Below are 22,732 nucleotides of genomic sequence, written 5' to 3'. Positions count from 1 at the left end.
TCCTGGCCGTCGGTCTCCGGGCGCGGCCCGGCCTCCTCGGCATGTTGTTCAGCCTCCGGCCGGCCCCGCCGTCCCGGCCAGTGCGTCCAGGTCACTCTTGCGGACCTTGATCACGAGCGACGCGACGATCAGCGCGAGCACGGCCATCGCGGCGGCCGGGACGAAGGCGGCCGCGATGCCCTCGGCGAGCACCTCGTGGCCCCACGGGGAGGGCAGCTGGTGGGTCTTGGCGAACTCGGCCTTCTGCTCGGCCGAGGCCTCGGCGAGGAAGTTCGGCAGCTGCTTCTCCGCCTCGTCCCGGCCGGCCGAACCGAAGACCGTGGTGAGGATGGAGAGGCCGAGCGAACCGCCGACCTGCTGCGTGGCGTTGAGCAGGCCCGACGCCGCGCCCGCCTCGTGCGAGGAGACACCGGAGACCGCGGTGAGCGTCAGGGTCACGAAGTTCAGCCCCATACCGAAGCCGAAGAGCAGCATGGGGCCGAGGATCCCCCCGGCGTACGAGCTGTCCGGGCTGATGAAGGTCAGCCAGCCCAGCCCGAGGGCGACGAGCGCCGAGCCCACGACCATGAACGGCTTGGGGCCGAGCACGGGCAGGAACCGCTGCGACAGTCCCGCGCCTGTGACGATCGCGACGGTCACGGGGAGGAAGGCGACGCCTGCCGAGATCGGGCTGTACCCCAGCACGTTCTGCACGAAGAGCACGATGTAGAAGAACATGCCGAACATGGCAGCGGCCAGGCTGAGCATGATCACGTACGTGCCCGAGCGGTTCCGGTCGACGAACATCCGCAGCGGAGTGATCGGCTCCTTGGCCCGCATCTCGACGAACCCGAAGGCCAGCAGCAGGACCACCGCGGCGCCGAAGGACCCGACGGTGAGGCTGTCCCGCCAGCCCTCCTCCGCAGCGCGGATGAAGCCGTAGACCAGAGACGCCATGCCGAGCGTCGAGGTGAGTGCTCCCGCGACGTCGAAGCGGCCCGGGTGGCGTTCGGATTCGTTGATGTACATCGGTGCGAGCGCGGCGATCAGCAGGCCGATGGGCACGTTCACGAAGAGCACCCAGCGCCAGTCGAGCCACTCCGTGAGCATGCCGCCCGCGAGGAGACCGACGGCGCCGCCGCCCGCGGAGACCGCGGCGAACACCCCGAACGCCCGGTTGCGCTCCGGGCCTTCCGGGAAGGTGGTGGTGATCAGCGCCAGTGAGGTGGGCGACGCGATCGCGCCACCCACTCCCTGGAGCGCGCGCGCCGCCATCAGCTGCCACGGCTCCTGGGCCAGGCCGCCCAGCAGTGAGGCGGCCGTGAACAGCAGGATTCCGGTCATGAAGACCCGGCGCCGGCCGAGGATGTCGCCGGCCCGGCCGCCGAGGAGCAGCAGCCCGCCGAAGGTGAGGGTGTAGGCGCTGACCACCCAGGTCAGGTCGGTCGTGCTGAATTCGAGTGCGTCTTGAATGTGCGGGAGCGCGATGTTCACAATCGTCGCGTCGAGTACCACCATGAGTTGGCAGGCCGCGATGACTGCGAGTGCGATGCCGGGATGTCCCTGCCGGCGGGCCGCTCCGGGTTTTCTTTCGGGTATCAACTGAGAGGTCGTCACCATGGGTCCCCCACAAGTACGTTAGTGAACGCTCGCGTTCACTGTCGCGAGCAACGGTAGTGACTCCCCAACAGTGAACGCAAGCGTTCACTGAAGACTCTGCCGTTTTTCGCCAGGTGCTCGCTCGTCCCCACCGGAATCCCTGATTCCTCATGCTCAACGGAGAGACACTGATGGCCACTTCACACGGCACGGCCGCCCCCGCTCGGGCGGCCTCCCCACGTCGGCGCGGCGCCGTGCTCGAACGGGCGATCCTCGAAGCCGCCCTGGAACAGCTCGGCACGGTCGGCTGGAGCGGCCTCACCATGGAGGGTGTCGCCGCGGGAGCCCAGACGGGGAAGGCGGCGGTCTACCGCCGGTGGCCGTCCAAGGAGGATCTCGTCGCGGACGCCCTGGCGGCCGGGCTGCCGCGCCTCGCGGAGGCGCCCGACCTCGGCAGTGTCCGCGAGGACCTGCTGGAGCTGTGTCGGCGGGTGCGTGAGGCGATGTTCTCGCGCCCGGGCCTCGCGCTGCGTTCGGTCCTTCACGAATGCGACGCCCCTCAGGCCGAACGTTTCCACGGCGTGATCCTCGACGGAGTCGTCGAGCCGACCATGCGGCTGCTTCAAGAGGTCATCCGCCGTGGCATCGGGCGGGGCGACGTGCGAGCCGACGCCGCGAACGCCTACGTGTTCGACGCCATCCCGGCGATGATGATGTACCGATCGAAGGTGTGCGCCAGCGAATGGAGCCAGACTGATCTGGAAGAGATGATCGATCAGCTCATGATGCCGCTGCTGCGTCCGGACGCCATGTGACCAAGGCGACTCCCGTCGCCTCTGCGCACCGGAGACGGGCCGGGGGAAGGCCTGGGTGTCGCCGCCGGTTCCGAGCGGCGTACGCTAAGGGCGCCATGCCGTACGTACCTCCCACCCACACCGTCGAGCGCTCCCTCCGCGCCACGACCGGAGCGAAGGTCATTGCCGGTGTCGACGAGGTGGGGCGCGGTGCTTGGGCCGGGCCCGTCACCGTCTGCGCGGCGATCACCGGACTGCGCCGGCCGCCCGAGGGCCTCACCGACTCCAAGCTCCTCACGCTCAAGCGCCGTACCGCCCTCGCGGAGGAACTGCGCACCTGGGTGACGTCGTACGCCCTCGGTCACGCCTCCCCGGAGGAGATCGACGACATGGGCATGACGGCCGCGCTGCGGCTCGCGGCGACCCGCGCCCTGGAGACCCTGCCGGTCCGCCCCGACGCGGTCATCCTCGACGGGAAGCACGACTACCTCGGCTCTCCCTGGCAGGTTCGCACCTTGATCAAGGGTGACCAGTCCTGCGTGGCCGTCGCCGCGGCCTCGGTGATCGCCAAGGTGCAGCGCGACAAAATGATGGCCGAACTGGGCACCGACCATGCAGACTTCGGTTTTGCGGCCAACGCCGGGTATCCGTCCCCGGTGCACAAGGCCGCGCTGGCGGAGCGGGGCCCCACCCCGTACCACCGGCTGACGTGGGCGTATCTTGATGCGCTGCCCCGGTGGCGGCACCTCAAGAAGGCCCGCACCTGGGCGGACGGAAACGTTCCGGAGATCGAGGGCCAGCTCGGCTTCGATTTCTGACGGTCCCGCTCGCACGTATGTGCCACCCGCCGACGCGTGTCGCAGCGGCGTTTGATAAATATCAGCTCATGCCTCTCCCTCCCGAGGAGCCTCAGATTCACGAGAGTGCCCAGGGTCCCCGCGCCACCTCGGCCAGTGGCCGCGTCGCGCCGACCCCCCGCCCCGTACCCGGCCCCCGTCCCGCGGCTCCGCCGCGTCCCGGCCGTCCGGGTCCTGTCCGGCCCGTGCCGGTCCAACGCACGTCGCGCGAACCGGCCGTGGCCAAGCCCGCGCCTTCGGCCCCGGCGGCCGCACGGGCCGGTTCCCACCCGCAGATCCAGCTGGTCCCGGCGTCGGCCGAGGGTGCGCTGGACGCGGCGGAAGAAGCCGTCGACCTGCTGCTCGAGTCGGGCCGCGCCCCGGGTGAGGTGCTGGTGATCACCACCGGCGATCCGCACCCGTGGGCCGCGCACGAACTCTCCTTCGGCGAGACCGCCTACTGGGGTCTGCACGACGCGGGCGACGACGTCTTCTACGCCGACGCCTCCGTCGCCGGCCGGGCCACGTCCCGACCGGTGGTCGTGGTCGCCGTCAACGGCGGTTCCGCCGCTGCCGTAGCCTCCGCCCTGCCGCTGGCCCTCGGCCGGGCCGGTGCCGTGCTGATCGTCTGCGGCGACCCGCAGCAGATCAACGCGGTGCTGGGCGCCGGGGTCTGAGCCTGTTCCGGACGCTCGTCCGGAACCGTTCGGCGCCCGCCCCTGGCCGCCCTTCCTGCTTCCGTCCGGGGGCGGGCGGCCGGACGAAAGCAGGGGTGCGGGCCAGGGCGCCGATGGGAACATGCCTCGGATACCGCGGTGGCGGCATCCGCACGGTGGGTGTCTTCCGGTGTCCCGAAACCGGCCGGGCATGCCGGTGTCCTCGGCGTGCGGCTCGGCCGGTCCCTCCCGCCGACGCACACCGGGTGCCTTCGCCGTGCCCGCGGCAAACCTTGCGCGTAGACCCTGCTGTCTGCTGTCTGCTGTCTGCTGTCTGCTGTCTGCTGTCTGCCGTCCGCCGGCGGCCCGCCGCGCGCAGGGCGCGTTCAGTGCTCCCGCAGGCGGATGCGGCTCCTCACCGGATGGAGGCAACTGGGTGGAGGCAGCACCCCAGTGGCTGGAAGGGACTCCTCAGCGAGCGGCGGCTCGTCGCAGCAGCTCCGAAGCGGCACCCCCGGTGCGCGGCGGCGGGGGCGGCGCGTCGGCCGTGGCGAAAGGCTCCGGCTCCGAGTCCGCGCTGGGACGGCGCCCGCCGCGTCCCTCGCCGAGGACCTGCCAGCCGTCACGCGTCAGCGTGATGTACGCCCCGCACCGCAGGCCGTGCAACGTGCAGGCGTCCCGCAACCCCCACATCCACGCCCCGTCCTCCTCCGTCCAGCGCGCGTCGCCGTCACGGCAGTAGATCAGGACAGCCGTACGAATCGGGGTGCGGCGGCGAAGGTCGTGCGGGATGACCCGGCGCAGCTGCTCCAGCAGCACGTTGCGGAAGAGCCACCCGTCGGCCGGCGCGGGCCGGCGTGTGAACGAGGCGCTTGCCCGCAGTCGTTCGTCCGGGTCGAGGACGGCCACGATCACCGTCGCCGCGCCGGGGCGGTGCCGGGAGTGCAGCCCGCTGACGACCTCGCGCGGGTCACGCAGCAGGGGGATCCCCGCGGCGGCCCATTCGGCCGGCTCGAGCACTCGGGTCAGTGGATTGGCGGAAGCGGCGGACAGGTCGGCAGACGTCGACATGGATGCCGCCGAGGACGGAGCGAATCCGAAGGTCACGGTCCTCCCTTCGGCTACGCGCCCATACTTCGGGCGAGGGTCGGACTTGGGGGAGCGCGCACCGCAACAGAGCCCTACCGGACCACGGGCGAGCCGTGCGGGGAACGGAGTTCAATTCTTCCTGGCGAACTTGGTTGCGGCAACGAGCAATTGGGGCCACAGGCGGTTTTGCGGCGATAGGCCGCCTATATCCCTGCCCGCTGCCCTCCTCGGCGGCGCACGGGTCACGCTTGCACGGCGAGGACCAGCGGCAACACCCCCTGTGCTCCGGCTCGTCGCAGGAGTCGCGCGGCCACCGCCAACGTCCAGCCCGTCTCCGTCGCGTCGTCCACGAGCAGCACCGGTCCGTCCGCCTCCCTGAGCGCCGCGGCGAGCTCGGGCGGCACGGTCAGCGCCCCGTCGAGCGCCTTCAGCCGCTGTGCGCTGTTGCTCCGGGAGGCCTGCGAGAGCTCACCCGTGTACTCGACGGACCCGAGCAACGGCAGTCGGCCGATCTCGGCGATCCGCGCGCCGAGCGACTGGATCAGCTGAGGACGCGTGCGTGAGGCCATGGTGACGACACCGGCGGGGCGTGGCTGCGCGTCGGCCTGGCCCGAGGCCCATCCGCCGGGTCCCTTCGCCCAGTCGGCCAGGACACCGACCACGGCCTGTGCGACGTCGTCCGGCACCGGCCCGTCGGGAGCCTGGGGCGCGAGCATCGGCCGCAGCCGGTTCCCCCAGCCGATGTCCGAAAGTCTGCCCAGCGCCCGCCCCGGCGAGAACTGCTCCCCGGCGGGGATCCGGCCCTTCAGATCGACGCCGACCGCCGGCAGACCGGTGGGCCACATCTTCCGGGGCTCGACCTCGACGCCCGCGCGACCCAGCTCGCCACGCGCGGCCTCCAGCGAGGTGGCGGAGACCGAGTCGGTGAAGCGGGGCCCCGCGCAGTTGTCGCACCGCCCGCACGGCGTGGCGCCCTCGTCGTCCAGCTGCCGGCGCAGGAACTCCATCCGGCAGCCCGTCGTCGTGACGTAGTCCCGCATCGCCTGCTGCTCGGTGGCCCGCTGTTTGGCGACCCAGGCGTAGCGCTCGCCGTCGTACGTCCAGGGAACTCCCGTGGAGATCCAGCCGCCCTGCACCCGCCGCACCGCCCCGTCAACGTCGAGGACCTTGAGCATCGTCTCCAGGCGGGAGCGGCGCAGCTCCACCAGAGGCTCCAGTGCGGGCAGCGACAACGGCCTGCCGGCCCCGGCGAGCGCGTCGAGAGTGCGGCGGACCTGCTCCTCCGGAGGGAACGCGATCGACGCGAAGTACTGCCAGATCGCCTGGTCCTCCTTGCCCGGCAGGAGCAGCACCTCGGCGTGCTCCACACCTCGGCCGGCGCGCCCCACCTGCTGGTAGTACGCGATCGGGGACGAGGGTGAGCCGAGGTGCACCACGAAACCCAGGTCCGGCTTGTCGAAGCCCATGCCCAGGGCGGAAGTCGCGACGAGGGCCTTCACACGGTTGGCGAGCAGATCCTCCTCGGCCTGCTGGCGGTCCGCGTTCTCCGTCTTGCCCGTGTACGACGTCACCGTGTGCCCGCACTGCCGCAGGAACGCGGTGACCTCCTCCGCCGCCGCCACCGTGAGCGTGTAGATGATTCCCGACCCGGGCAGGTCAGCGAGGTGCTCGGCCAGCCAGGCCATGCGGTTCGCCGCGTCCGGCAGCTGCAGCACCCCGAGACTCAGGCTCTCCCGGTCCAATGGCCCTCGCAGCACGAGCGCGTCCGTACTGCCGCCCGTACCGAGCTGCTCGGCCACGTCGGCCGTCACGCGCGCGTTGGCTGTCGCCGTGGTGGCCAGCACGGGTACGCCGGGCGGGAGGTCGGCGAGCATCGTGCGCAGCCTGCGGTAGTCCGGCCGGAAGTCGTGGCCCCAGTCGGAGATGCAGTGCGCCTCGTCCACCACGAGGAGGCCGGTCGCGGCGGACAGTTTCGGGAGCACCTGGTCGCGGAAGTCGGGATTGTTGAGCCGCTCCGGGCTCACCAGCAGCACGTCGACCTCGCTCGCCGCCACCTCGGCCTGGATGGTGTCCCACTCCTCCGTGTTGGACGAGTTGATGGTGCGGGCGCGGATGCCGGCGCGGGCGGCCGCCTCCACTTGGTTGCGCATCAGCGCGAGCAGGGGGGACACGATGACCGTGGGCCCGGCGCCCCGTTCCCGCAGCAACGCGGTCGCGACGAAGTACACCGCGGACTTGCCCCAGCCGGTGCGCTGCACGACCAGGGCTCTGCGCTTGTCGGCGACCAGGGCCTCGATGGCGCGCCACTGGTCCTCGCGGAGCCGGGCCTCGCCCGCCGGCGCACCGACCAGCCGGGCGAGTACGGCATCGGCCGCGGTGCGCAGGTCTTCGTCGGTCCGAGGGCGCTGGTCTTCGTTGCTCATGGCTCCATGCAACCCGATGGGTCGGACAAAGCGCGAACGAGCGGACCAGACTGTGGACAACTCCTGTCGTGCCCATGTTCGTGGTTATCCACAGGCCGCAGCGGAGATTTCGGTTTCGCGGGATGGTCACGGCATGACGAATCACAGCGAAACGACCGGCACCTCCGGCGAAGACGACATCAACGCGCGGGCGGACCGCCGCGGGGACCCGGGTCGGATCGATCACGCAGGCCCGGGACGGACCGATCACCGGGATGCGGGGTCGGCGGAGCGCCCGGAGGGGCGCGCTCACGCCGGGGACGAGAGGACTCTCGGACTTGCGGACCTCGGATCATGCACCGCGGAGGTCGAGAGTGCGTCCCCGGCATGCGTGGGCGCAAGCGAGCCGACCGCGTCCGTCGACGAGAGCGCCGCGGCGGACGACGTGGGCGAGAGGACGCCGGAGGACGGCGCGAGCGTGGGTGTCCCGACGGAGTACCCGACTCCGGGGGACTCCGTCGAAGAACCGGGATGCGATGGAGCACGGTTTCGCGTACTCGATGAAGCACGGGATCCGGAACTCTGCGAGCCCGGAGGCGGCGCGGGTGACGCTGCCGCAGTCGCTGGAGGTGCGAATCCCTCGGAACCGCTCGCGTTCGTCGGGCACGCCGAGGTCCCGGGCCTCTCCGGCCAGCAGCAGGTCACGCTGCGAACACCGGCGGAGCTTGCCGACGCGCTGCCGTATCTCCTCGGCTACCGCCCCGAGGACAGCATCGTGCTCGTCGCCCTCCACGACCGGGAGCGAAGCGGTCGGTTCGGCGGACGGGCGCGGCTCGGCATCCCCGCCCAGACGGACGACTGGCCCTCGGTGGCAGGACAGCTGGCCCGGGGACTGGTGACGGGAAGCGAGCGCAGGTGCGGCCGGCCGGAGACCATGGTCGCCTACCTCTGCCAGGAGCCGCGCAGCGGCGAGACGGGGCGGGACGTCATGGAACGCCTGAGGCCACTCGCCCAGCTGCTGCGCACGGCCTGCGGCAGCTTCGACGTACCGGTCGTCGAGGCCCTGTGCATCTCGGACGGCCGTTTCTGGTCGTACTGCTGCCCCAGCGAGGCATGCTGCCCGCCCGAGGGCCGGCCGATGGGGCTTCCGGGTACGTCCGTCCTCGCTGCCGCGGCGACCTACGCCGGACTGCAAGTGCGCGGCAGCCTGCGCGAGTTCAGGGCCAGGCTCACCCCGTGGGAGACCGGGGCGTGCCTGGAGCAGGAAGCCGCTCTCGACGCCGCGAGCATGGCCCTGGTCCCCAGAATCCTGGACGACGTGAGCCGCGCGGAGGTCGCGGAGGAAACCCTGGATCTGGCTCGGAAGGTGATGGGGCGCCTTGCCGACGCCCGTGCGATGTCCGGCACGCTCGAGGCGGACCTCCGGGACGACGGACTTCTCGGACACGACGAGGCGGCCACTCTCATCCTGGGCATCCAGGACCGCACGACCCGCGACCGTGCGGCGCAGTGGATGGAAGGCGCTGAAGCGGGCCCCGCGCTGCGCCTCTGGCGCGCACTGGCCCGCCGCTGTGTCGGCCCGTACGGCGAGCACGCGGCCGCGCCCCTCACCCTCGCCGGATGGGTCGCATGGTCGTCCGGTGACGAACTGGAAGCTCGAGAGGCGCTGGCCATGGCACTCGGAGCCGACTCCGACTACCTCTTCGCCCGCCTCCTGCACCAGGCGTGCAACGAAGGCCTGGACCCGGAGTCGATCCGCCGCTGTCTGCGCGCGGAGCGCGGCGACGGCGCAACATCCACCGGACCCGCGGAGAATCCGGACTGCTCCGACCTCGCGGAGCCGCTGTGTGCCGGGCGGCCCGCCGAGGCGATGCAGGCGTCGGCGACCGTTCGCCGCCGTCGTCGCCGGGTGCGTTCGGCGGCGGGCGGGGGCACGCATCCGAGCAACCGTGCCCCCGGGGCAGCCTCCGCTCGCCACCGTCGCCCCGACGGCACCCGGTCCGGCGCTCGCTCCCCGGTCGGCAACCGCTCCGCGGGCGCCGAGGCCGTTGCGGCAGATGATGCTGGGATTCGGGCGGGTGACGGCCCGAAGTTCCTGCCGCAGGTCGGCCGCCGGGCCGGCCGTCGGGGGCTCGGGGAGGACACATGAGGGCTGAACGCACGTGGGGACGGTGGGGAGCGCGGTCGACGCGCCCCAGCGGACCGTCCGACGGCACCCCGTCCCAGCGCGTCGGACCCCCACACGGGCCACCGCACGCCCACCCGGCCGCCGGCGTTCACGCCCTCCGGTCTGCGCTGGTCCAGCCTCGGCGGCCACTCGGCGGTAGCCACCGCGAACCCGTCGCCCCCGACGTGCTCGCTTCCGCGCGCCTGCTGCGCCCGGAACCGGAGCAGCCGCCCGGCGGCACCTGGACCCCGCAGCGGCGCGTGCGGCTGGACGGCTGCGGGTTCGGGTTCGGGTTCGGCAGAACGGTGGCGCGTGGTCCGCAAAGTCCTCTGGCCAGGGCCAGGGTCAGGGCCGGGCAGGGCCAGGGCGGGCGTCACCGTCGACGACCCCATGACCCAGCCCCTTCTGGACACGTGCGTCGAGGATCTCGAGGCCCTGCTGATGTGCGGTCCCGCACATCCATCCGACGCGTTCCTCGCCGCAGGAGCCCCCTGGCGCTGCGGCATGGCTCCTGTCGGGGCGCTAGTCTCGGCACGGATGATGCCGGCACTCGGCGCACGGCGCCGTCGGCACCCTGAGGACCTTCGCACGCACCCAACTCGGCGGCCGCGGAGCGCAGTCGGGATGATCCCGGGACCCCGCCGGGACGCCCGCCCCCAGGTGCCGCCGGGGCTGCACCGCCACGGAGGCGACCCTCCTGTTCCCCGCGCAGCCTGGCGGAGGCCCGCCCGCTGGGGTCTCCCGGACCGGGGGACCGACGAACTGCTGCCCGCCGCCGCGCGCTGCCTCCAGTGGCTGCGGGCGACCGTCGGCAACGGCATCTGTTGCCCGACCCGCACCCCGGCGGACCGCTGCGCTGCGAGACGCAGGCGCACGCCCACCGTGCGGCGCTCCTGGGAAGCCGACCGGCCGTAGTTGAGGACGTGAGCCGGGGTGAGGCGGCCGCGGGAGAGCGCCTGGCCGGGACCCGGACGACGTGCCGGGCGGAAGCGGATCAGCCACGGATGCGACCGAGGAAGGGAGTGTTTATCGTCAGGCAGACGACTATGATCGCCGCATGCCCTACGACCCGTCGGCCTTCCCGCCCTTCGCCGTGACCGTGGACCTGGTCGTGCTGACCGTGCGCCGCCATGCCCTGTGCGCACTGGCGGTAAGGAGGGGCGAGCAGCCGTTCCAGGGCCGCTGGGCGCTGCCTGGCGGCTTCGTACGGCCCGACGAGGATCTGGCGCAGGCGGCGGCGCGTGAGCTGGCCGAGGAGACGGGACTGTGCGCTCACGACCCATCGGCCCCGGCGCAGGACAACGGCGCGCATCTGGAGCAACTCGCGACCTACGGCGATCCCAAGCGCGACCCGCGGATGCGGGTGGTCAGCGTCGCCCATCTCGCCCTTGCTCCGGATCTGCCGGCCCCCAGGGCGGGGGGCGACGCCAACAGTGCACGCTGGGCACCCGTCGAAGAGCTGTTGCAGCAGGGCGGCTACGCCCGGGACGGCGAGCAGGCCGCGCCGCTCGCGTTCGACCACGCGCAGATCCTGTCGGACGGTGTGGAGCGCGCCCGTTCCAAGATCGAGTACTCGTCGCTGGCCACTGCCTTCTGCCCGACCGAGTTCACCGTCGGAGAGCTGCGCCGGGTGTACGAGGCGGTGTGGGGCGTGGCGCTCGACCCGCGCAACTTCCATCGCAAGGTCACGGGCACACCGGGCTTCCTCGTCCCCACGGGCGGTACGACCACCCGGCAGGGGGGCCGCCCCGCACAGCTCTTCCGCGCCGGGGGTGCCACACTCCTCAACCCGCCGATGCTGCGCCCCGAGGTCTGACACCGTGCGGTGACCAGGGCCGCGCAGGGACCGGCCGGAGGCAACTGCGACCCCCAGAGTCGGGAACAGCGCGAATGTCGACCCGAAGCCTGCCCCAATATGCCCGAAAAAGAGCAAGTATCGCGCTATCTTGCCTCAGGTGATCCAGGCCATCGGACTGACCAGCAACCCTCGCAAGGAGCTGCCGCCCGCCCTCGACGACGTCTCCTTCGAGGCACACGCGGGCCATGTCACCGCACTGCTCGGAGCGCCGGGCGCAGGCAAGACGACGGCGCTGAGGCTCATGCTCGAACTCCAACAGGGCCGCGGCATCACCTACTTCAGGGGCAGGCCGCTGCACCGCATCGCCCATCCGTGTCGCGAAGTGGGAGTTCTCCTCGGCGAGGTGCCCGGCCACCCGGCTCGCACCGTCCGTGGGCAACTCCGCATGCTGTGCGCCGCCGCGGGCGTGCCCGTGCGCCGCGCCGACGAGGTCCTCGAAGCCGTGGGCCTCGTCAGCCTGCGCGACGAACGCCTCGGCACCCTCTCGCGCGGCATGGACCGGCGCCTCGGCCTCGCATGCGCACTCCTTGCCGATCCGCACACGCTCGTGCTCGACGAGCCCGCGACCGGGCTCGCGCCGCGCGAAGGGCGCTGGCTGCACGGGATACTGCGCGCGCACGCCGCACAGGGCGGCACCGTGCTGTTCACCACCGACGACCCCAAAGAGGCGGCGGCGGCCGCGGACCGGGTCGTCACGCTGGCGGAGGGAAGACTGCTCGCCGACCAGGAGGCCACCGACTTCGCCCGCACCCGGCTGCGCCCCAGGGTCGCTGTCCGCAGCCCCCACGCGGCCCGGCTCGGCACCCTGCTCGCCAAGGAGGCGAGGGCCGCCCGGCGCTCCGTCGAGGTCGTCCACGAAGACGGCAACCGGCTCTCCGTGTACGGCAGCGCATGCGCCGACGTCGGCGAGACCGCCTTCCGCCACGGCATCCTCGTCCACCAACTCGCAGACGAGGTAGGGGACATGGGAACCCGCGCCCCCTCGGCCCCCGATGAGGCCGAGGAGATGTCGCCGGCCGAGACGCTGAGCCCGGACGAGGCCCCGTCCCTCCTGCCGACGCCCATCAGCGTCCGCCAGGCTCCCAGCCCACTGCGCCCGCTGCGCTACGAACTGCGTCGCGCCACCGGAGTCGCCACCGGCTATCTCACGGCGGCCGCCGTACTCGTCACCTCCGTGCTCGTGTCCGTCCTCGCGGCGAGGATCGGGCACACCCCGCAGGCGCGTCTCCTCGCCGCATGGCCGAGGGAGCTCCCGCTGCCGCCCGCGGCGCTCGGCGCGGGGCTGCTCGGCGCGGTCGCCTTCGGTGAGGAGTTCCGTCATCCCGCCCTCGCGGCGGACCGAGGCACCGTGCCCCGCAGGCTCGGCCTGCTCTTCGCCAAGCTCCTGGTCGCCGGGGTCACGGCACTGATGCTGGCCGTCCTCACCGTGGCCTGCGATCAGGAGGTGCTCCATCTCGTCTACGGCCGCGAACTCACCGGAGTTCCCCCCGAATGGTTCTCTCTCGGCGTGAGTTGGATTGCCTTCGTGGTGGCGTGCGCCTGGGCGGGGGTGCTGGCCGCGGGAATCTTCCGGTCCACGACGGCGGGGCTCGCCGCCGTGCTCACCGTGCCGGTCCTCGTCGTACCGCTCGTACAGAAGGCCGTCGAGGGACCGCATGTGCGGACGACGGCGGGATTCTCCGTGCGGCTGCGGGAGCACCTGCTGTCGCAGTGGCCGTTCGGCGGGGAGCGCCTTCTGGCCGCCGGAGCGAAGGCCGTGGCACAACCTGTGGGCGGCGCGCTGACGTTGTCGCTGGCCGCCCTGCTCTGCGCATATCTGCTCACGACCGTGCGTGGCAGGGTCCGATGACGGCCATCCGCACCCTTCTCGTCCGTCGCTGCACACAACTCCCCGGGGAACGCCCATTTCTTTCCGATAAGGCGTCAATTGCGACGGGGTGAGCGATCACCCTTTCGTGTGCTTTTCACCAAAGACCTCAAGGGAGTTGAACGGGGCGCCGACAAAGGATCCGTGAGTACCCTTGCGCACACCATGATGACCGCCGCCCGCTCCGCAGACTCCGGCCTGGCCGGCCCGGGCGATCTCGACCGCTATCCCTACGCCGAAGCCCCCGGGGCCGGCCGCGTGGGCATTCCCGCCTGGGAGCACTCGGACCCGGAGCTGGGCCGCGTGGGACGGCGTGCCGGCGGCAGCCGCGGCCGCGGACTGCACGGCCAACTCGTTCAGCAGCTGGGCCAGATGATCGTCTCCGGCGATCTGGGCGCGGACCGCCCGCTCGTGCCCGAGGAAATCGGCCAGCGGTTCGAGGTCTCCCGTACCGTCGTCCGCGAGTCGCTCCGCGTCCTGGAGGCGAAGGGCCTGGTGAGCGCGCGGCCCAACGTCGGCACGCGCGTGCGTCCCGTCAGCGACTGGAATCTGCTCGACCCGGACATCATCGAGTGGCGGGCTTACGGGCCGCAGCGCGACGACCAGCGCCGTGAGCTCAGCGAGCTGCGCTGGACGATCGAACCGCTCGCGGCACGCCTGGCGGCCGGCCACGGACGCGAGGAGGTGCAGCAGCGACTCGGCGACATGATCGAGATCATGGGTCACGCCATGGCGCAGGGCGACGCGCTGACCTTCTCCCGGGCCGACGGGGAGTTCCACTCCCTCCTCATTCAGGTCGCCGGCAACCGCATGCTGGAGCACCTCTCCGGGATCGTCTCCGCGGCGCTCCAGGTCGCCGGCAACCCCGTCACCGGCTGCGACCGGCCGACCGAGGCGTCGCTGTCGTGCCATGCCCGGATCGTCGACGCCCTCGCGGCGAGCGACGGAGCGGCGGCCGAGGCCGCGATGCGTCAGCTGCTCACGGTCCACCCCGAGGTGGAGCGTGTGGTGCCCGCACCGCGCGAGCACTGACGCGCTTCGAGGGCGGCGCGGCCGCGGACGGTTGCCCGCGAGTCGCAACGCGCGAACGGCCCGTCGTTTTCCGCCGGACCTCGTTGGATCTTCCGGGATCGGCGGGGTCCGGTGGTGCGAGGGGCCATACAGCCTGCAGAATGAGTACCTCTGACACTATTCGACCGCTTCTGCGTGCTTACGGGGTGTGACTCGGGCCACGCAGATTGGGCGTAACGCTCCTCGGAACCACGCGATGACCTAAGAGGTGACTGCCGAGGAAGGAATACGGACGCCGTTCACGGCGCTGTTCAACTTCCCGGCCCCCGCCCGCGCCGTCGACCCATCCCCAGTCGGCGGTCGTCGGCTCCTGTCCGCACCGGACGGGGCCGGAAGCCGTTTTCCAACGTTCCGAGAGGTTGTTCGTGTCGGCCAGCACATCCCGTACGCTCCCGCCGGAGATCGCCGAGTCCGTCTCTGTCATGGCGCTCATCGAGCGGGGAAAGGCTGAGGGGCAGATCGCCGGCGATGACGTGCGTCGGGCCTTCGAAGCTGACCAGATTCCGGCCACTCAGTGGAAGAACGTACTGCGCAGCCTCAACCAGATCCTCGAGGAAGAGGGTGTGACGCTGATGGTCAGTGCCGCGGAGCCCAAGCGCACCCGAAAGAGCGTCGCAGCGAAGAGTCCGGCGAAGCGCACCGCGACCAAGACCGTCGCGGCGAAGACGGTGACGACCAAGAAGACCACCGCCACCGCTGCCCCGGCCACGCCCGCAGCGGACGATCCGGCTGAGGACCCGTCCGTGAAGCAGGTCGCCGCCAAGAAGGCGACCGCCAAGAAGACTGTCGCGAAGAAGAGCGTCGCCAAGAAGACGGCGGCCAAGAAGACCACCTCCAAGAAGGACGACGCGGAGCTGGTCGACGACGAGGCGGTCGAGGAGACCGCCGGTGCCGTCAAGCCCGGTGAAGAGGAGGAGGAGGGCGGCGAGAGCAAGGGCTTCGTCCTCTCCGACGACGACGAGGACGACGCGCCGGCCCAGCAGGTCGCCGTCGCCGGTGCCACCGCCGACCCCGTCAAGGACTACCTCAAGCAGATCGGCAAGGTCCCACTGCTCAACGCCGAGCAGGAGGTGGAGCTCGCCAAGCGCATCGAGGCCGGTCTCTTCGCCGAGGACAAGCTGGCGAACGCCGACAAGCTCGCCCCCAAGCTCAAGCGCGAGCTGGAGATCATCGCCGAGGACGGCCGCCGCGCCAAGAACCACCTCCTGGAGGCCAACCTCCGTCTGGTGGTCTCCCTGGCCAAGCGCTACACCGGCCGCGGCATGCTCTTCCTGGACCTCATCCAGGAGGGCAACCTCGGTCTGATCCGCGCGGTGGAGAAGTTCGACTACACCAAGGGCTACAAGTTCTCCACGTACGCCACCTGGTGGATCCGTCAGGCGATCACCCGCGCGATGGCCGACCAGGCCCGCACCATCCGTATCCCGGTGCACATGGTCGAGGTCATCAACAAGCTCGCGCGCGTGCAGCGCCAGATGCTCCAGGACCTGGGCCGCGAGCCCACCCCGGAGGAGCTGGCCAAGGAACTCGACATGACCCCCGAGAAGGTCATCGAGGTCCAGAAGTACGGTCGTGAGCCCATCTCGCTGCACACCCCCCTGGGTGAGGACGGCGACAGCGAGTTCGGTGACCTCATCGAGGACTCCGAGGCCGTGGTCCCGGCGGACGCGGTCAGCTTCACGCTTCTGCAGGAGCAGCTGCACTCCGTCCTGGACACGCTCTCCGAGCGCGAGGCGGGTGTCGTGTCCATGCGTTTCGGTCTCACCGACGGTCAGCCGAAGACCCTCGACGAGATCGGCAAGGTCTACGGCGTGACGCGTGAGCGGATCCGTCAGATCGAGTCCAAGACCATGTCGAAGCTGCGTCACCCGTCGCGTTCTCAGGTACTGCGCGACTACCTCGACTAGGCCCCGGCCGTACGTCATCGAGGGCCCGGCTCCCGCGGGGGAGCCGGGCCCTCGACGCATGTGCGGCGTGCGCGCCGACCGCCGCTGGATCACTCTGGGTCTTCCACGACCACCCCTGAGTGAGGAGCGCGCATGCGTCGTCCCTTCGCCCGAACCCTGGCCCTCGCGGCCACGACGGCCGTGATACCGCTGGCGTCCCCAACCCCGGTGGCGGCCGACAGCGTCGTCGTCGGCGGCTATCCGGTCGAGATTTCCCAGAGCCCGTGGACGGTGGCGCTGGCCAGCCGTGACCGGTTCGGGGGTACGCGGGCGGGGCAGTTCTGTGCGGGTGTGGTGATCGGCAGGTCGACGGTCCTGACCGCCGCTCACTGCCTGAGCGAGGACGTACTCGGGGCGCCCGCGCAGCAGGTGGGGGACCTGAGGGTCATCGCGGGCCGGGCGCAGCTGACCTCCGGCTCCGGACGGGAGATCCAGGTGCGCGACACCTGGGTGAACCCCGCGTACGACACCCGGACGAAGGCCGGCGACTTCGGGGTCATCACGCTCGCCGCTCCGCTTGCCGAGAGTTACGTCATCAGTCCGGCGCCGAAGGGCGACCCCTCGTACGCCCCCGGGACGGTCGCCGAGGTCTATGGCTGGGGAGACACCACGGGCGCCGGGGACTACGCGGGCAGCCTGCGGGCCGCACGCGTGAGGGTGCTGCCCGACGCGGACTGCGCGGAGGCGTACCCGGGCAGCTCGGACGGCACGTACCGGGCCGCTTCCATGCTGTGCGCCGGGGAGCTCACGGGCGGCCGGGACGCCTGCCAGGGGGACAGTGGGGGGCCGCTGGTCGCCCACGGGCGGCTGATCGGCCTGGTGTCGTGGGGCAGCGGCTGCGGGCGCGCGGGGAGCCCCGGGGTCTACACCCGGGTGTCGGACGCGATCCGCAGGCTCGACACAGGTCGCTGAGCGCCGAACACCCGATGCGGTACGAGTACGGGCGGCCACCCCCTGTTAGAGGGGTGGCCGCCCGTGGACCGGCCTGATGCCGGCACTCGCTCGTCGTCGACGCGAAGTGTCAGCGTTCCTCTTCGTTGACGCTCGCCGGAACGGTCGTCAGCCGCTCCGTCTCGTCCTGTATCTCAGCGGCGATCTTCTTGAGTTCCGGCTCGAACTTGCGACCGTGGTGGGCGCAGAAGAGCAGTTCTCCGCCGCTCAGGAGGACGACGCGCAGATATGCCTGGGCGCCGCAACGGTCGCAGCGGTCAGCGGCCGTCAGCGGGCTCGCGGGGGTCAGAACAGTAGTCACGTCGCCTCTTCTCTAGCTCGACGAGCTGTCGTACCAGGGTCAACATCCAACCAGGCCGAAAACGTTCCCGCTCGTGGCTTCTCCTTGAAAATTTCTTTCCGAGGTGGCTGTCTGCTGCCGGTTGGCGGCGAATGTGCCGTATTACGTGGTTCGCGTCGTACGGGTTCGCGTTGTCTGTCAGTGTCGGTCCTCCGGCTGGCTTGCCGGTTGTTCATGAGGACGTGCCCGGAGCCTAAATGGTTCATGCCTGGAAGGGAACGTGATATGTACTTCACTCCATCGAGGGATCGAACACCTATGCGACTCTCGACTAGTCTAAGTTCGGACGAGGGTGGCGCTACAACGGCTCTACCAGGCCTCGGTACCCTCTGAGCGGCGAACCAAGCCGGGCCCTTACCAAAAGGGTGCCATGTGAAATTCAGCGAGGAGCGAACCGCGTGACCGCCGAGACGTCCGTGCCGTCCACAGCGTTGCTGACCGGAGCAGACCGGGACGGTTCCAACTACACCGCGCGGCACCTGCTCGTCCTCGAAGGACTCGAGGCCGTACGCAAGCGCCCTGGCATGTACATCGGCTCGACCGACAGCCGTGGCCTGATGCACTGCCTCTGGGAGATCATCGACAACTCGGTGGACGAGGCCCTCGGAGGCTACTGCGACCACATCGAGGTGATCCTGCACGACGACGCGTCCGTCGAGGTGCGGGACAACGGCCGTGGCATTCCCGTGGACGTCGAGCCCAAGACCGGCCTCTCGGGCGTCGAGGTCGTCATGACCAAGCTGCACGCCGGCGGCAAGTTCGGCGGGGGCTCGTACGCCGCCTCGGGCGGTCTGCACGGTGTGGGTGCCTCGGTGGTGAACGCGCTGTCCGCCCGGCTGGACGTCGAGGTCGACCGCAACGGCTACACGCACGCCATCAGCTTCCGCCGCGGTGTGCCGGGCGCATTCGCCGGCATGGGAGCGGACGCCAAGTTCGATGCCGGCAGCGGCCTGCGCAAGACGAAGAAGATCCCCAAGGCGCGCAACGGCACACGCGTGCGTTATTGGGCCGACCTCCAGATCTTCCTCAAGGAGGCCAAGCTCTCCCTGGAGAATCTGCACCAGCGCGCTCGCCAGACCGCCTTCCTCGTGCCGGGCCTCACCATCGTCGTCCGGGACGAGTTCGGGCTCGGTGAGGGTGGCAGCAAGGGTGAAGAGTCGTTCCGCTTCGACGGCGGCATCAGCGAGTTCTGTGAGTACCTGGCCGCCGACAAGCCCGTCTGCGACGTGCTGCGCTTCTCCGGGCAGGGCAGCTTCAAGGAGACTGTTCCGGTCCTCGACGACCACGGTCAGATGACGCCCACCGAGGTCACCCGTGATCTCGGTGTCGACGTCGCCCTGCGCTGGGGTACCGGCTACGACACGACGCTCAAGTCGTTCGTGAACATCATCGCCACCCCCAAGGGCGGCACCCACGTCGCCGGCTTCGAGCAGGCCGTCGCCAAGACGGTCAACGAAGTACTGCGGACGAAGAAGCTGCTGCGCGTCGCCGAGGACGACATCGTCAAGGACGACGCCCTGGAGGGCCTCACCGCCGTCGTCACGGTGCGTCTCGCCGAACCTCAGTTCGAGGGGCAGACCAAGGAGGTGCTCGGCACCTCGGCAGCCCGCCGCATCGTGACGAACGTGGTCTCCAGGGAGCTCAAGGCGTTCCTGACGTCCACGAAGCGGGACACGGCCGCGCAGGCGCGGGTCGTCCTGGAGAAGGCCGTCTCCGCCGCCCGTACGCGCATCGCGGCCCGCCAGCACAAGGATGCGCAGCGTCGCAAGACGGCGCTGGAGTCCTCCACGCTGCCCGCCAAGCTCGCGGACTGCCGCAGTGACGACGTGGAGCGCAGCGAGCTGTTCATCGTGGAGGGCGACTCCGCGCTCGGCACCGCGAAGCTGGCACGGAACTCCGAGTTCCAGGCGCTGCTCCCCATTCGCGGCAAGATCCTCAACGTGCAGAAGTCGTCCGTCACGGACATGCTCAAGAACGCCGAGTGCGGTTCGATCATCCAGGTCATAGGGGCGGGGTCCGGGCGGACCTTCGACATCGACGCGGCGCGTTACGGGAAGATCATCCTGCTCGTCGACGCCGACGTGGACGGCGCGCACATCCGCTGCCTGCTGCTGACGCTGTTCCAGCGCTACATGCGGCCGATGGTGGAGGCCGGGCGGGTGTTCGCCGCGGTGCCCCCGTTGCACCGCATCGAACTCAGCCAGCCCAAGAAGGGGCAGGACAAGTACGTCTACACGTACTCGGACCGTGAGCTGCGCGAGACACTGCTGGAGCTGCAGCGCAAGAACGTGCGCTACAAGGACTCGATCCAGCGGTACAAGGGTCTCGGTGAGATGGATGCCGACCAGCTGGCCGAGACGACGATGGACCCGCGCCACCGCACGCTGCGCCGGATCAACATCTCCGACCTCGAGGCCTCCGAGCAGGTGTTCGACCTGCTGATGGGGAACGACGTGGCGCCGCGCAAGGAGTTCATCTCCAGCTCGGCGGCTACGTTGGACCGGTCGCGGATCGACGCGTAGGAGGGCTGTCCGGGCTGTCCGGCGGGGTCTCTGCTCCCGTGGGGCGGGTCGGGTGCCTGCCCCGGGATCCGACGCCCGGCAATACGAGTGACCAGGTGGGACTACTCAGCGTGTCCACCCGTGGGTGGAGGTCCGAGCCGTAGGAGATCCACCCTTGATCCACCCGGGGGCCGATCTGCCGCCGACGCGATCTCCGTAGCGTCGAAGACGTCGACAGCTCCCGCTGACGGCACTCGCTCTCTTCGCCCGCGGAGGCCCGGATGCCGGGGTTTGCCAACGTCTTGGTAATCGTCGCCGTTGTCGTCGTGGTGTTCGTGCGCCAGTTCCGTGCGAGCAGAATCGACGCGGACAGGCGCTGGTGGATCGCCCCGGCCGCCCTGGCCCTCCTTGCTCTGCGCCAGCCGGGGATCATCGACCCCCGCCATCGGGCCGCCACGGTGTTGCTGCTGGGGGCGCAGGTGCTGATCGGGCTGATCATGGGCGCGGGCTGGGCCTGGACCTCACGGATATGGGCAACGCCGGACGGCGCAGTGTGGACCAAGGGCACCAGGGCAACGGTCGCCGTCTTGGCCATCGGCATCGGCCTGCGAGCCGGCCTGTACGGGGCCGGGGTCTGGCTCGGTGTCCAGCAGGACACCTCCGCCCTGCTGCTCGCCCTCGCGGCCACCCTGCTCGTCCGCTCCGGGACCCTGCTCCGGCGATCTGACGCGCTGCCCGTGGTGGCCACGAGGAGTGCGCCCTACGGTGACGGCGTACCGCGCGCCGCGTGGAAGGAGTCCGTATGACGGAGAACGCGTGGACGCGCTGGCCCTCCCGCGAGGCTCTGTCCCCGGAGGGCGTGCCGAGGCCCCGGCGAGCGCTGGCCTGGGCCGTCCGCCTGCTGGCCCTCGGCGCCCTTCTGTGGACGACGTTCTCGGACGATCGGCTTCAGGGCTGGGGCATCGCCGCGGCAGCGCTGGGCGTCGTGTTGTGCGCCCTCGCCGCCTGGGGCTTCTTGCACAGCACACTCGAACACCGCCTCCTTCCCTCGCTGTGCCTGTTCGCGCTGTTGCTCGTGGTCGCGACGGCGGCCCAGGGGACGGGTTTCCGGATTCCCGCCCTCGTCCTGTGCTGTGCGTGTGCCGTCAGTGCCATCGAGCGGCTGCCTCTCGCGGCCGCACTGCCCACCACCTCCGTGGCGCTCACCGGGTACGCGCTGATCAACGGCGACGGCCGGCCGACGACCCTGGCGACGGTCGGCGGCCTCGCCCTGGCCGGCTATGTCCTGCGGCTCGACGCCGAGGCGCGCGGCAGCGCCCAGCGGCTGCTCACCCAGGAGCGGGCGGCGCGCGCGGCCGAGGCGGAGTCGGCCGCCCTCGCGGAACGGGCCAGGATCGCGCGGGAGATCCATGACGTGCTGGCGCACAGCCTCTCCGCACAGCTCGTGCACCTGGAGGCGGCCCGGCTCCTGATCGAACGGGGCGCCGGCCAGGACCGGATACTCGAACGAGTGGTGGCCGCCCGGGGGATGGCCAGGGAAGGCCTCGCCGAGACACGACAGGCTCTTTCCGCGCTGCGCGGTGAGATGTCCCCGCTGGAGGACTTCCTGAGCGAACTCGTCGCCACGGCCGACGCGGCGGACGTCACGGTGACGGGTGAGCGACGGCTGCTGCCCGCGGAGGCGTCACAGGCGGTGCGCAGGGTCGCACAAGAGGCCTTGACGAACGTCCGGAAGCACGCGCCGGGGGCCGAGGTCCACATGTGCCTGGAATACGGGGACCACGAAGTGCGGCTGGACGTACGGGATTCGGGCGGCCCGCCGGGAGAGATGACCGGCTCCGGCGCCGGGTACGGTCTGCTGGGCATGCGGGAGCGTGCCGAGTTGCTGGGCGGTTCGCTGGAGGCCGGGCCGCAGGAGGAGGGATTCGTGGTGACGCTGAAGGTGCCCGTATGACGGAGGACCCGGGGCACAAGCCGGCGCGGGTCGTCGTGGCGGACGACCAGACCGTGGTGCGCGAGGGCATTGTGATGCTGCTGGGGCTGCTGCCCGGAGTCGAGGTCGTCGGAGCGGCGGCCGACGGTGACGAGGCAGTGGCGCTCGTCGCCGAACTGGCTCCGGATGTGGTCCTGATGGACCTGCGGATGCCGCGCTGTGACGGAGTCGAGGCGACCCGGCGCATCAGGGCCGAGTATCCCGGCACCCAGGTCGTCGTACTCACCACGTTCGCGGACGACGACTCGCTGTTCCCAGCGATCAGAGCCGGCGCCCGGGGCTACCTCACCAAGGACGCGGGCGGCGACGAGATCGTGCGAGCGGTGCAGAGCGTGTGCTCCGGGGATGCCGGGCTGTCGCCCAGCATCCAACGGCGCCTGCTGGAGCGGCTGTCGCAGACCGAGCCGGAACCACCGGCAGGGCCGTCGGAGGCGCCCGGCGGGCTCACCACTCGCGAGGCGGAGGTGCTGGTCCTGATCGCCGAAGGCCTCTCCAACCATGAGATCGCCCGCAAGCTGCATGTGTCCACCGCCACCGTGAAGACCCACATCAACAATATGTTCGCCAAGACGGGACTCAAGGACCGTGCACAGGCGGTCCGTTATGCCTACGGGAAGGGGCTGGTGCGGCCATCACTGACCTGAGTCACCTGATGGAGTGAAGACCACGGATTCAAGAGGCCG

General features: G+C 70.8%; 17 protein-coding genes. 13 read left to right on the top strand and 4 right to left on the bottom strand.

The window, feature by feature from the left end; translation table 11 throughout:
- Positions 1-48: 48 nt before the first annotated feature.
- The gene (locus tag AC0ZLC_RS02405; RefSeq protein WP_476750225.1) at positions 49-1,596 is read right to left on the bottom strand and encodes an MFS transporter; all 1,548 of its coding nucleotides are present in this window, start codon (positions 1,594-1,596) and stop codon (positions 49-51) included.
- A gap of 173 nt (positions 1,597-1,769) precedes the next feature.
- On the opposite strand from AC0ZLC_RS02405, the gene AC0ZLC_RS02400 reads away from it, so the two are divergent.
- The 3 genes from AC0ZLC_RS02400 to AC0ZLC_RS02390 all read left to right on the top strand — a co-directional run bounded on the left by AC0ZLC_RS02400 (position 1,770) and on the right by AC0ZLC_RS02390 (position 3,885).
- A complete protein-coding gene (locus AC0ZLC_RS02400; RefSeq protein WP_476750146.1) occupies positions 1,770-2,393 on the top strand; it encodes a TetR/AcrR family transcriptional regulator in 624 nt (207 codons plus the stop codon).
- 95 nt (positions 2,394-2,488) lie between these two features.
- Complete coding sequence (locus AC0ZLC_RS02395; RefSeq protein ID WP_476750145.1) at positions 2,489-3,190, top strand: ribonuclease HII; 702 nt, start codon at positions 2,489-2,491, stop codon at positions 3,188-3,190.
- A gap of 68 nt (positions 3,191-3,258) precedes the next feature.
- Positions 3,259-3,885: a hypothetical protein gene (locus tag AC0ZLC_RS02390; protein ID WP_476750144.1), complete on the top strand. Its 627-nt coding sequence runs from the start codon at positions 3,259-3,261 to the stop codon at positions 3,883-3,885.
- 450 nt (positions 3,886-4,335) lie between these two features.
- Here the strand turns inward: AC0ZLC_RS02390 and AC0ZLC_RS02385 are convergent, their stop codons facing one another.
- Both AC0ZLC_RS02385 and AC0ZLC_RS02380 read right to left on the bottom strand, forming a co-directional pair.
- Positions 4,336-4,971, bottom strand: coding sequence for a hypothetical protein (locus AC0ZLC_RS02385; protein ID WP_476750143.1), 636 nt, complete (start codon positions 4,969-4,971; stop codon positions 4,336-4,338).
- A 224-nt stretch (positions 4,972-5,195) separates the two neighbouring features.
- Positions 5,196-7,376 carry a RecQ family ATP-dependent DNA helicase gene (locus AC0ZLC_RS02380; protein ID WP_476750142.1) on the bottom strand — a complete coding sequence of 727 codons (2,181 nt, stop codon included), beginning with the start codon at positions 7,374-7,376 and terminating at the stop codon, positions 5,196-5,198.
- A 370-nt stretch (positions 7,377-7,746) separates the two neighbouring features.
- On the opposite strand from AC0ZLC_RS02380, the gene AC0ZLC_RS02375 reads away from it, so the two are divergent.
- The 6 genes from AC0ZLC_RS02375 (at position 7,747) to AC0ZLC_RS02350 (ending at position 17,176) form a co-directional block, all read left to right on the top strand.
- Complete coding sequence (locus tag AC0ZLC_RS02375; RefSeq protein ID WP_476750141.1) at positions 7,747-9,504, top strand: DUF4192 domain-containing protein; 1,758 nt, start codon at positions 7,747-7,749, stop codon at positions 9,502-9,504.
- 1,075 nt (positions 9,505-10,579) lie between these two features.
- Positions 10,580-11,338: an NUDIX hydrolase gene (locus AC0ZLC_RS02370; RefSeq protein WP_476750140.1), complete on the top strand. Its 759-nt coding sequence runs from the start codon at positions 10,580-10,582 to the stop codon at positions 11,336-11,338.
- A gap of 139 nt (positions 11,339-11,477) precedes the next feature.
- A complete protein-coding gene (locus tag AC0ZLC_RS02365) occupies positions 11,478-13,229 on the top strand; it encodes an ABC transporter ATP-binding protein (RefSeq protein ID WP_476750139.1) in 1,752 nt (583 codons plus the stop codon).
- A 162-nt stretch (positions 13,230-13,391) separates the two neighbouring features.
- Positions 13,392-14,279, top strand: a complete 888-nt coding sequence (locus tag AC0ZLC_RS02360) for a FadR/GntR family transcriptional regulator (RefSeq protein WP_476750138.1) — start codon at positions 13,392-13,394, stop codon at positions 14,277-14,279.
- 404 nt (positions 14,280-14,683) lie between these two features.
- On the top strand, positions 14,684-16,225 hold the full coding sequence (locus AC0ZLC_RS02355; protein WP_476750137.1) for an RNA polymerase sigma factor: 1,542 nt from the start codon (positions 14,684-14,686) through the stop codon (positions 16,223-16,225).
- Positions 16,226-16,357: 132 nt separating this feature from the next.
- Entirely contained in the window at positions 16,358-17,176 is an 819-nt protein-coding gene (locus AC0ZLC_RS02350) for a S1 family serine peptidase (protein ID WP_476750136.1), read from the top strand.
- A 109-nt stretch (positions 17,177-17,285) separates the two neighbouring features.
- Here AC0ZLC_RS02350 and AC0ZLC_RS02345 read toward each other — a convergent pair whose 3' ends face one another.
- Positions 17,286-17,516, bottom strand: coding sequence for a DUF7455 domain-containing protein (locus AC0ZLC_RS02345; RefSeq protein WP_358851474.1), 231 nt, complete (start codon positions 17,514-17,516; stop codon positions 17,286-17,288).
- 437 nt (positions 17,517-17,953) lie between these two features.
- On the opposite strand from AC0ZLC_RS02345, the gene AC0ZLC_RS02340 reads away from it, so the two are divergent.
- From AC0ZLC_RS02340 to AC0ZLC_RS02325, 4 genes are all read left to right on the top strand, one after another.
- The gene (locus AC0ZLC_RS02340) at positions 17,954-20,077 is read left to right on the top strand and encodes a DNA gyrase/topoisomerase IV subunit B (protein WP_476750135.1); all 2,124 of its coding nucleotides are present in this window, start codon (positions 17,954-17,956) and stop codon (positions 20,075-20,077) included.
- 260 nt (positions 20,078-20,337) lie between these two features.
- Positions 20,338-20,862 carry a DUF1453 domain-containing protein gene (locus tag AC0ZLC_RS02335; protein WP_476750134.1) on the top strand — a complete coding sequence of 175 codons (525 nt, stop codon included), beginning with the start codon at positions 20,338-20,340 and terminating at the stop codon, positions 20,860-20,862.
- Positions 20,859-22,010, top strand: coding sequence for a sensor histidine kinase (locus tag AC0ZLC_RS02330; RefSeq protein ID WP_476750133.1), 1,152 nt, complete (start codon positions 20,859-20,861; stop codon positions 22,008-22,010). The genes AC0ZLC_RS02335 and AC0ZLC_RS02330 overlap by 4 nt, the downstream gene beginning before the upstream one ends.
- Positions 22,007-22,693 (top strand): response regulator transcription factor, encoded by a 687-nt coding sequence (locus AC0ZLC_RS02325; protein ID WP_476750132.1) that lies wholly within the window; start codon positions 22,007-22,009, stop codon positions 22,691-22,693. The genes AC0ZLC_RS02330 and AC0ZLC_RS02325 overlap by 4 nt, the downstream gene beginning before the upstream one ends.
- Positions 22,694-22,732: the final 39 nt, after the last annotated feature.

It is taken from the genome of Streptomyces sp. GLSS-08 (assembly GCF_056387915.1).
This window is presented reverse-complemented; position numbering and strand designations above follow the sequence as displayed.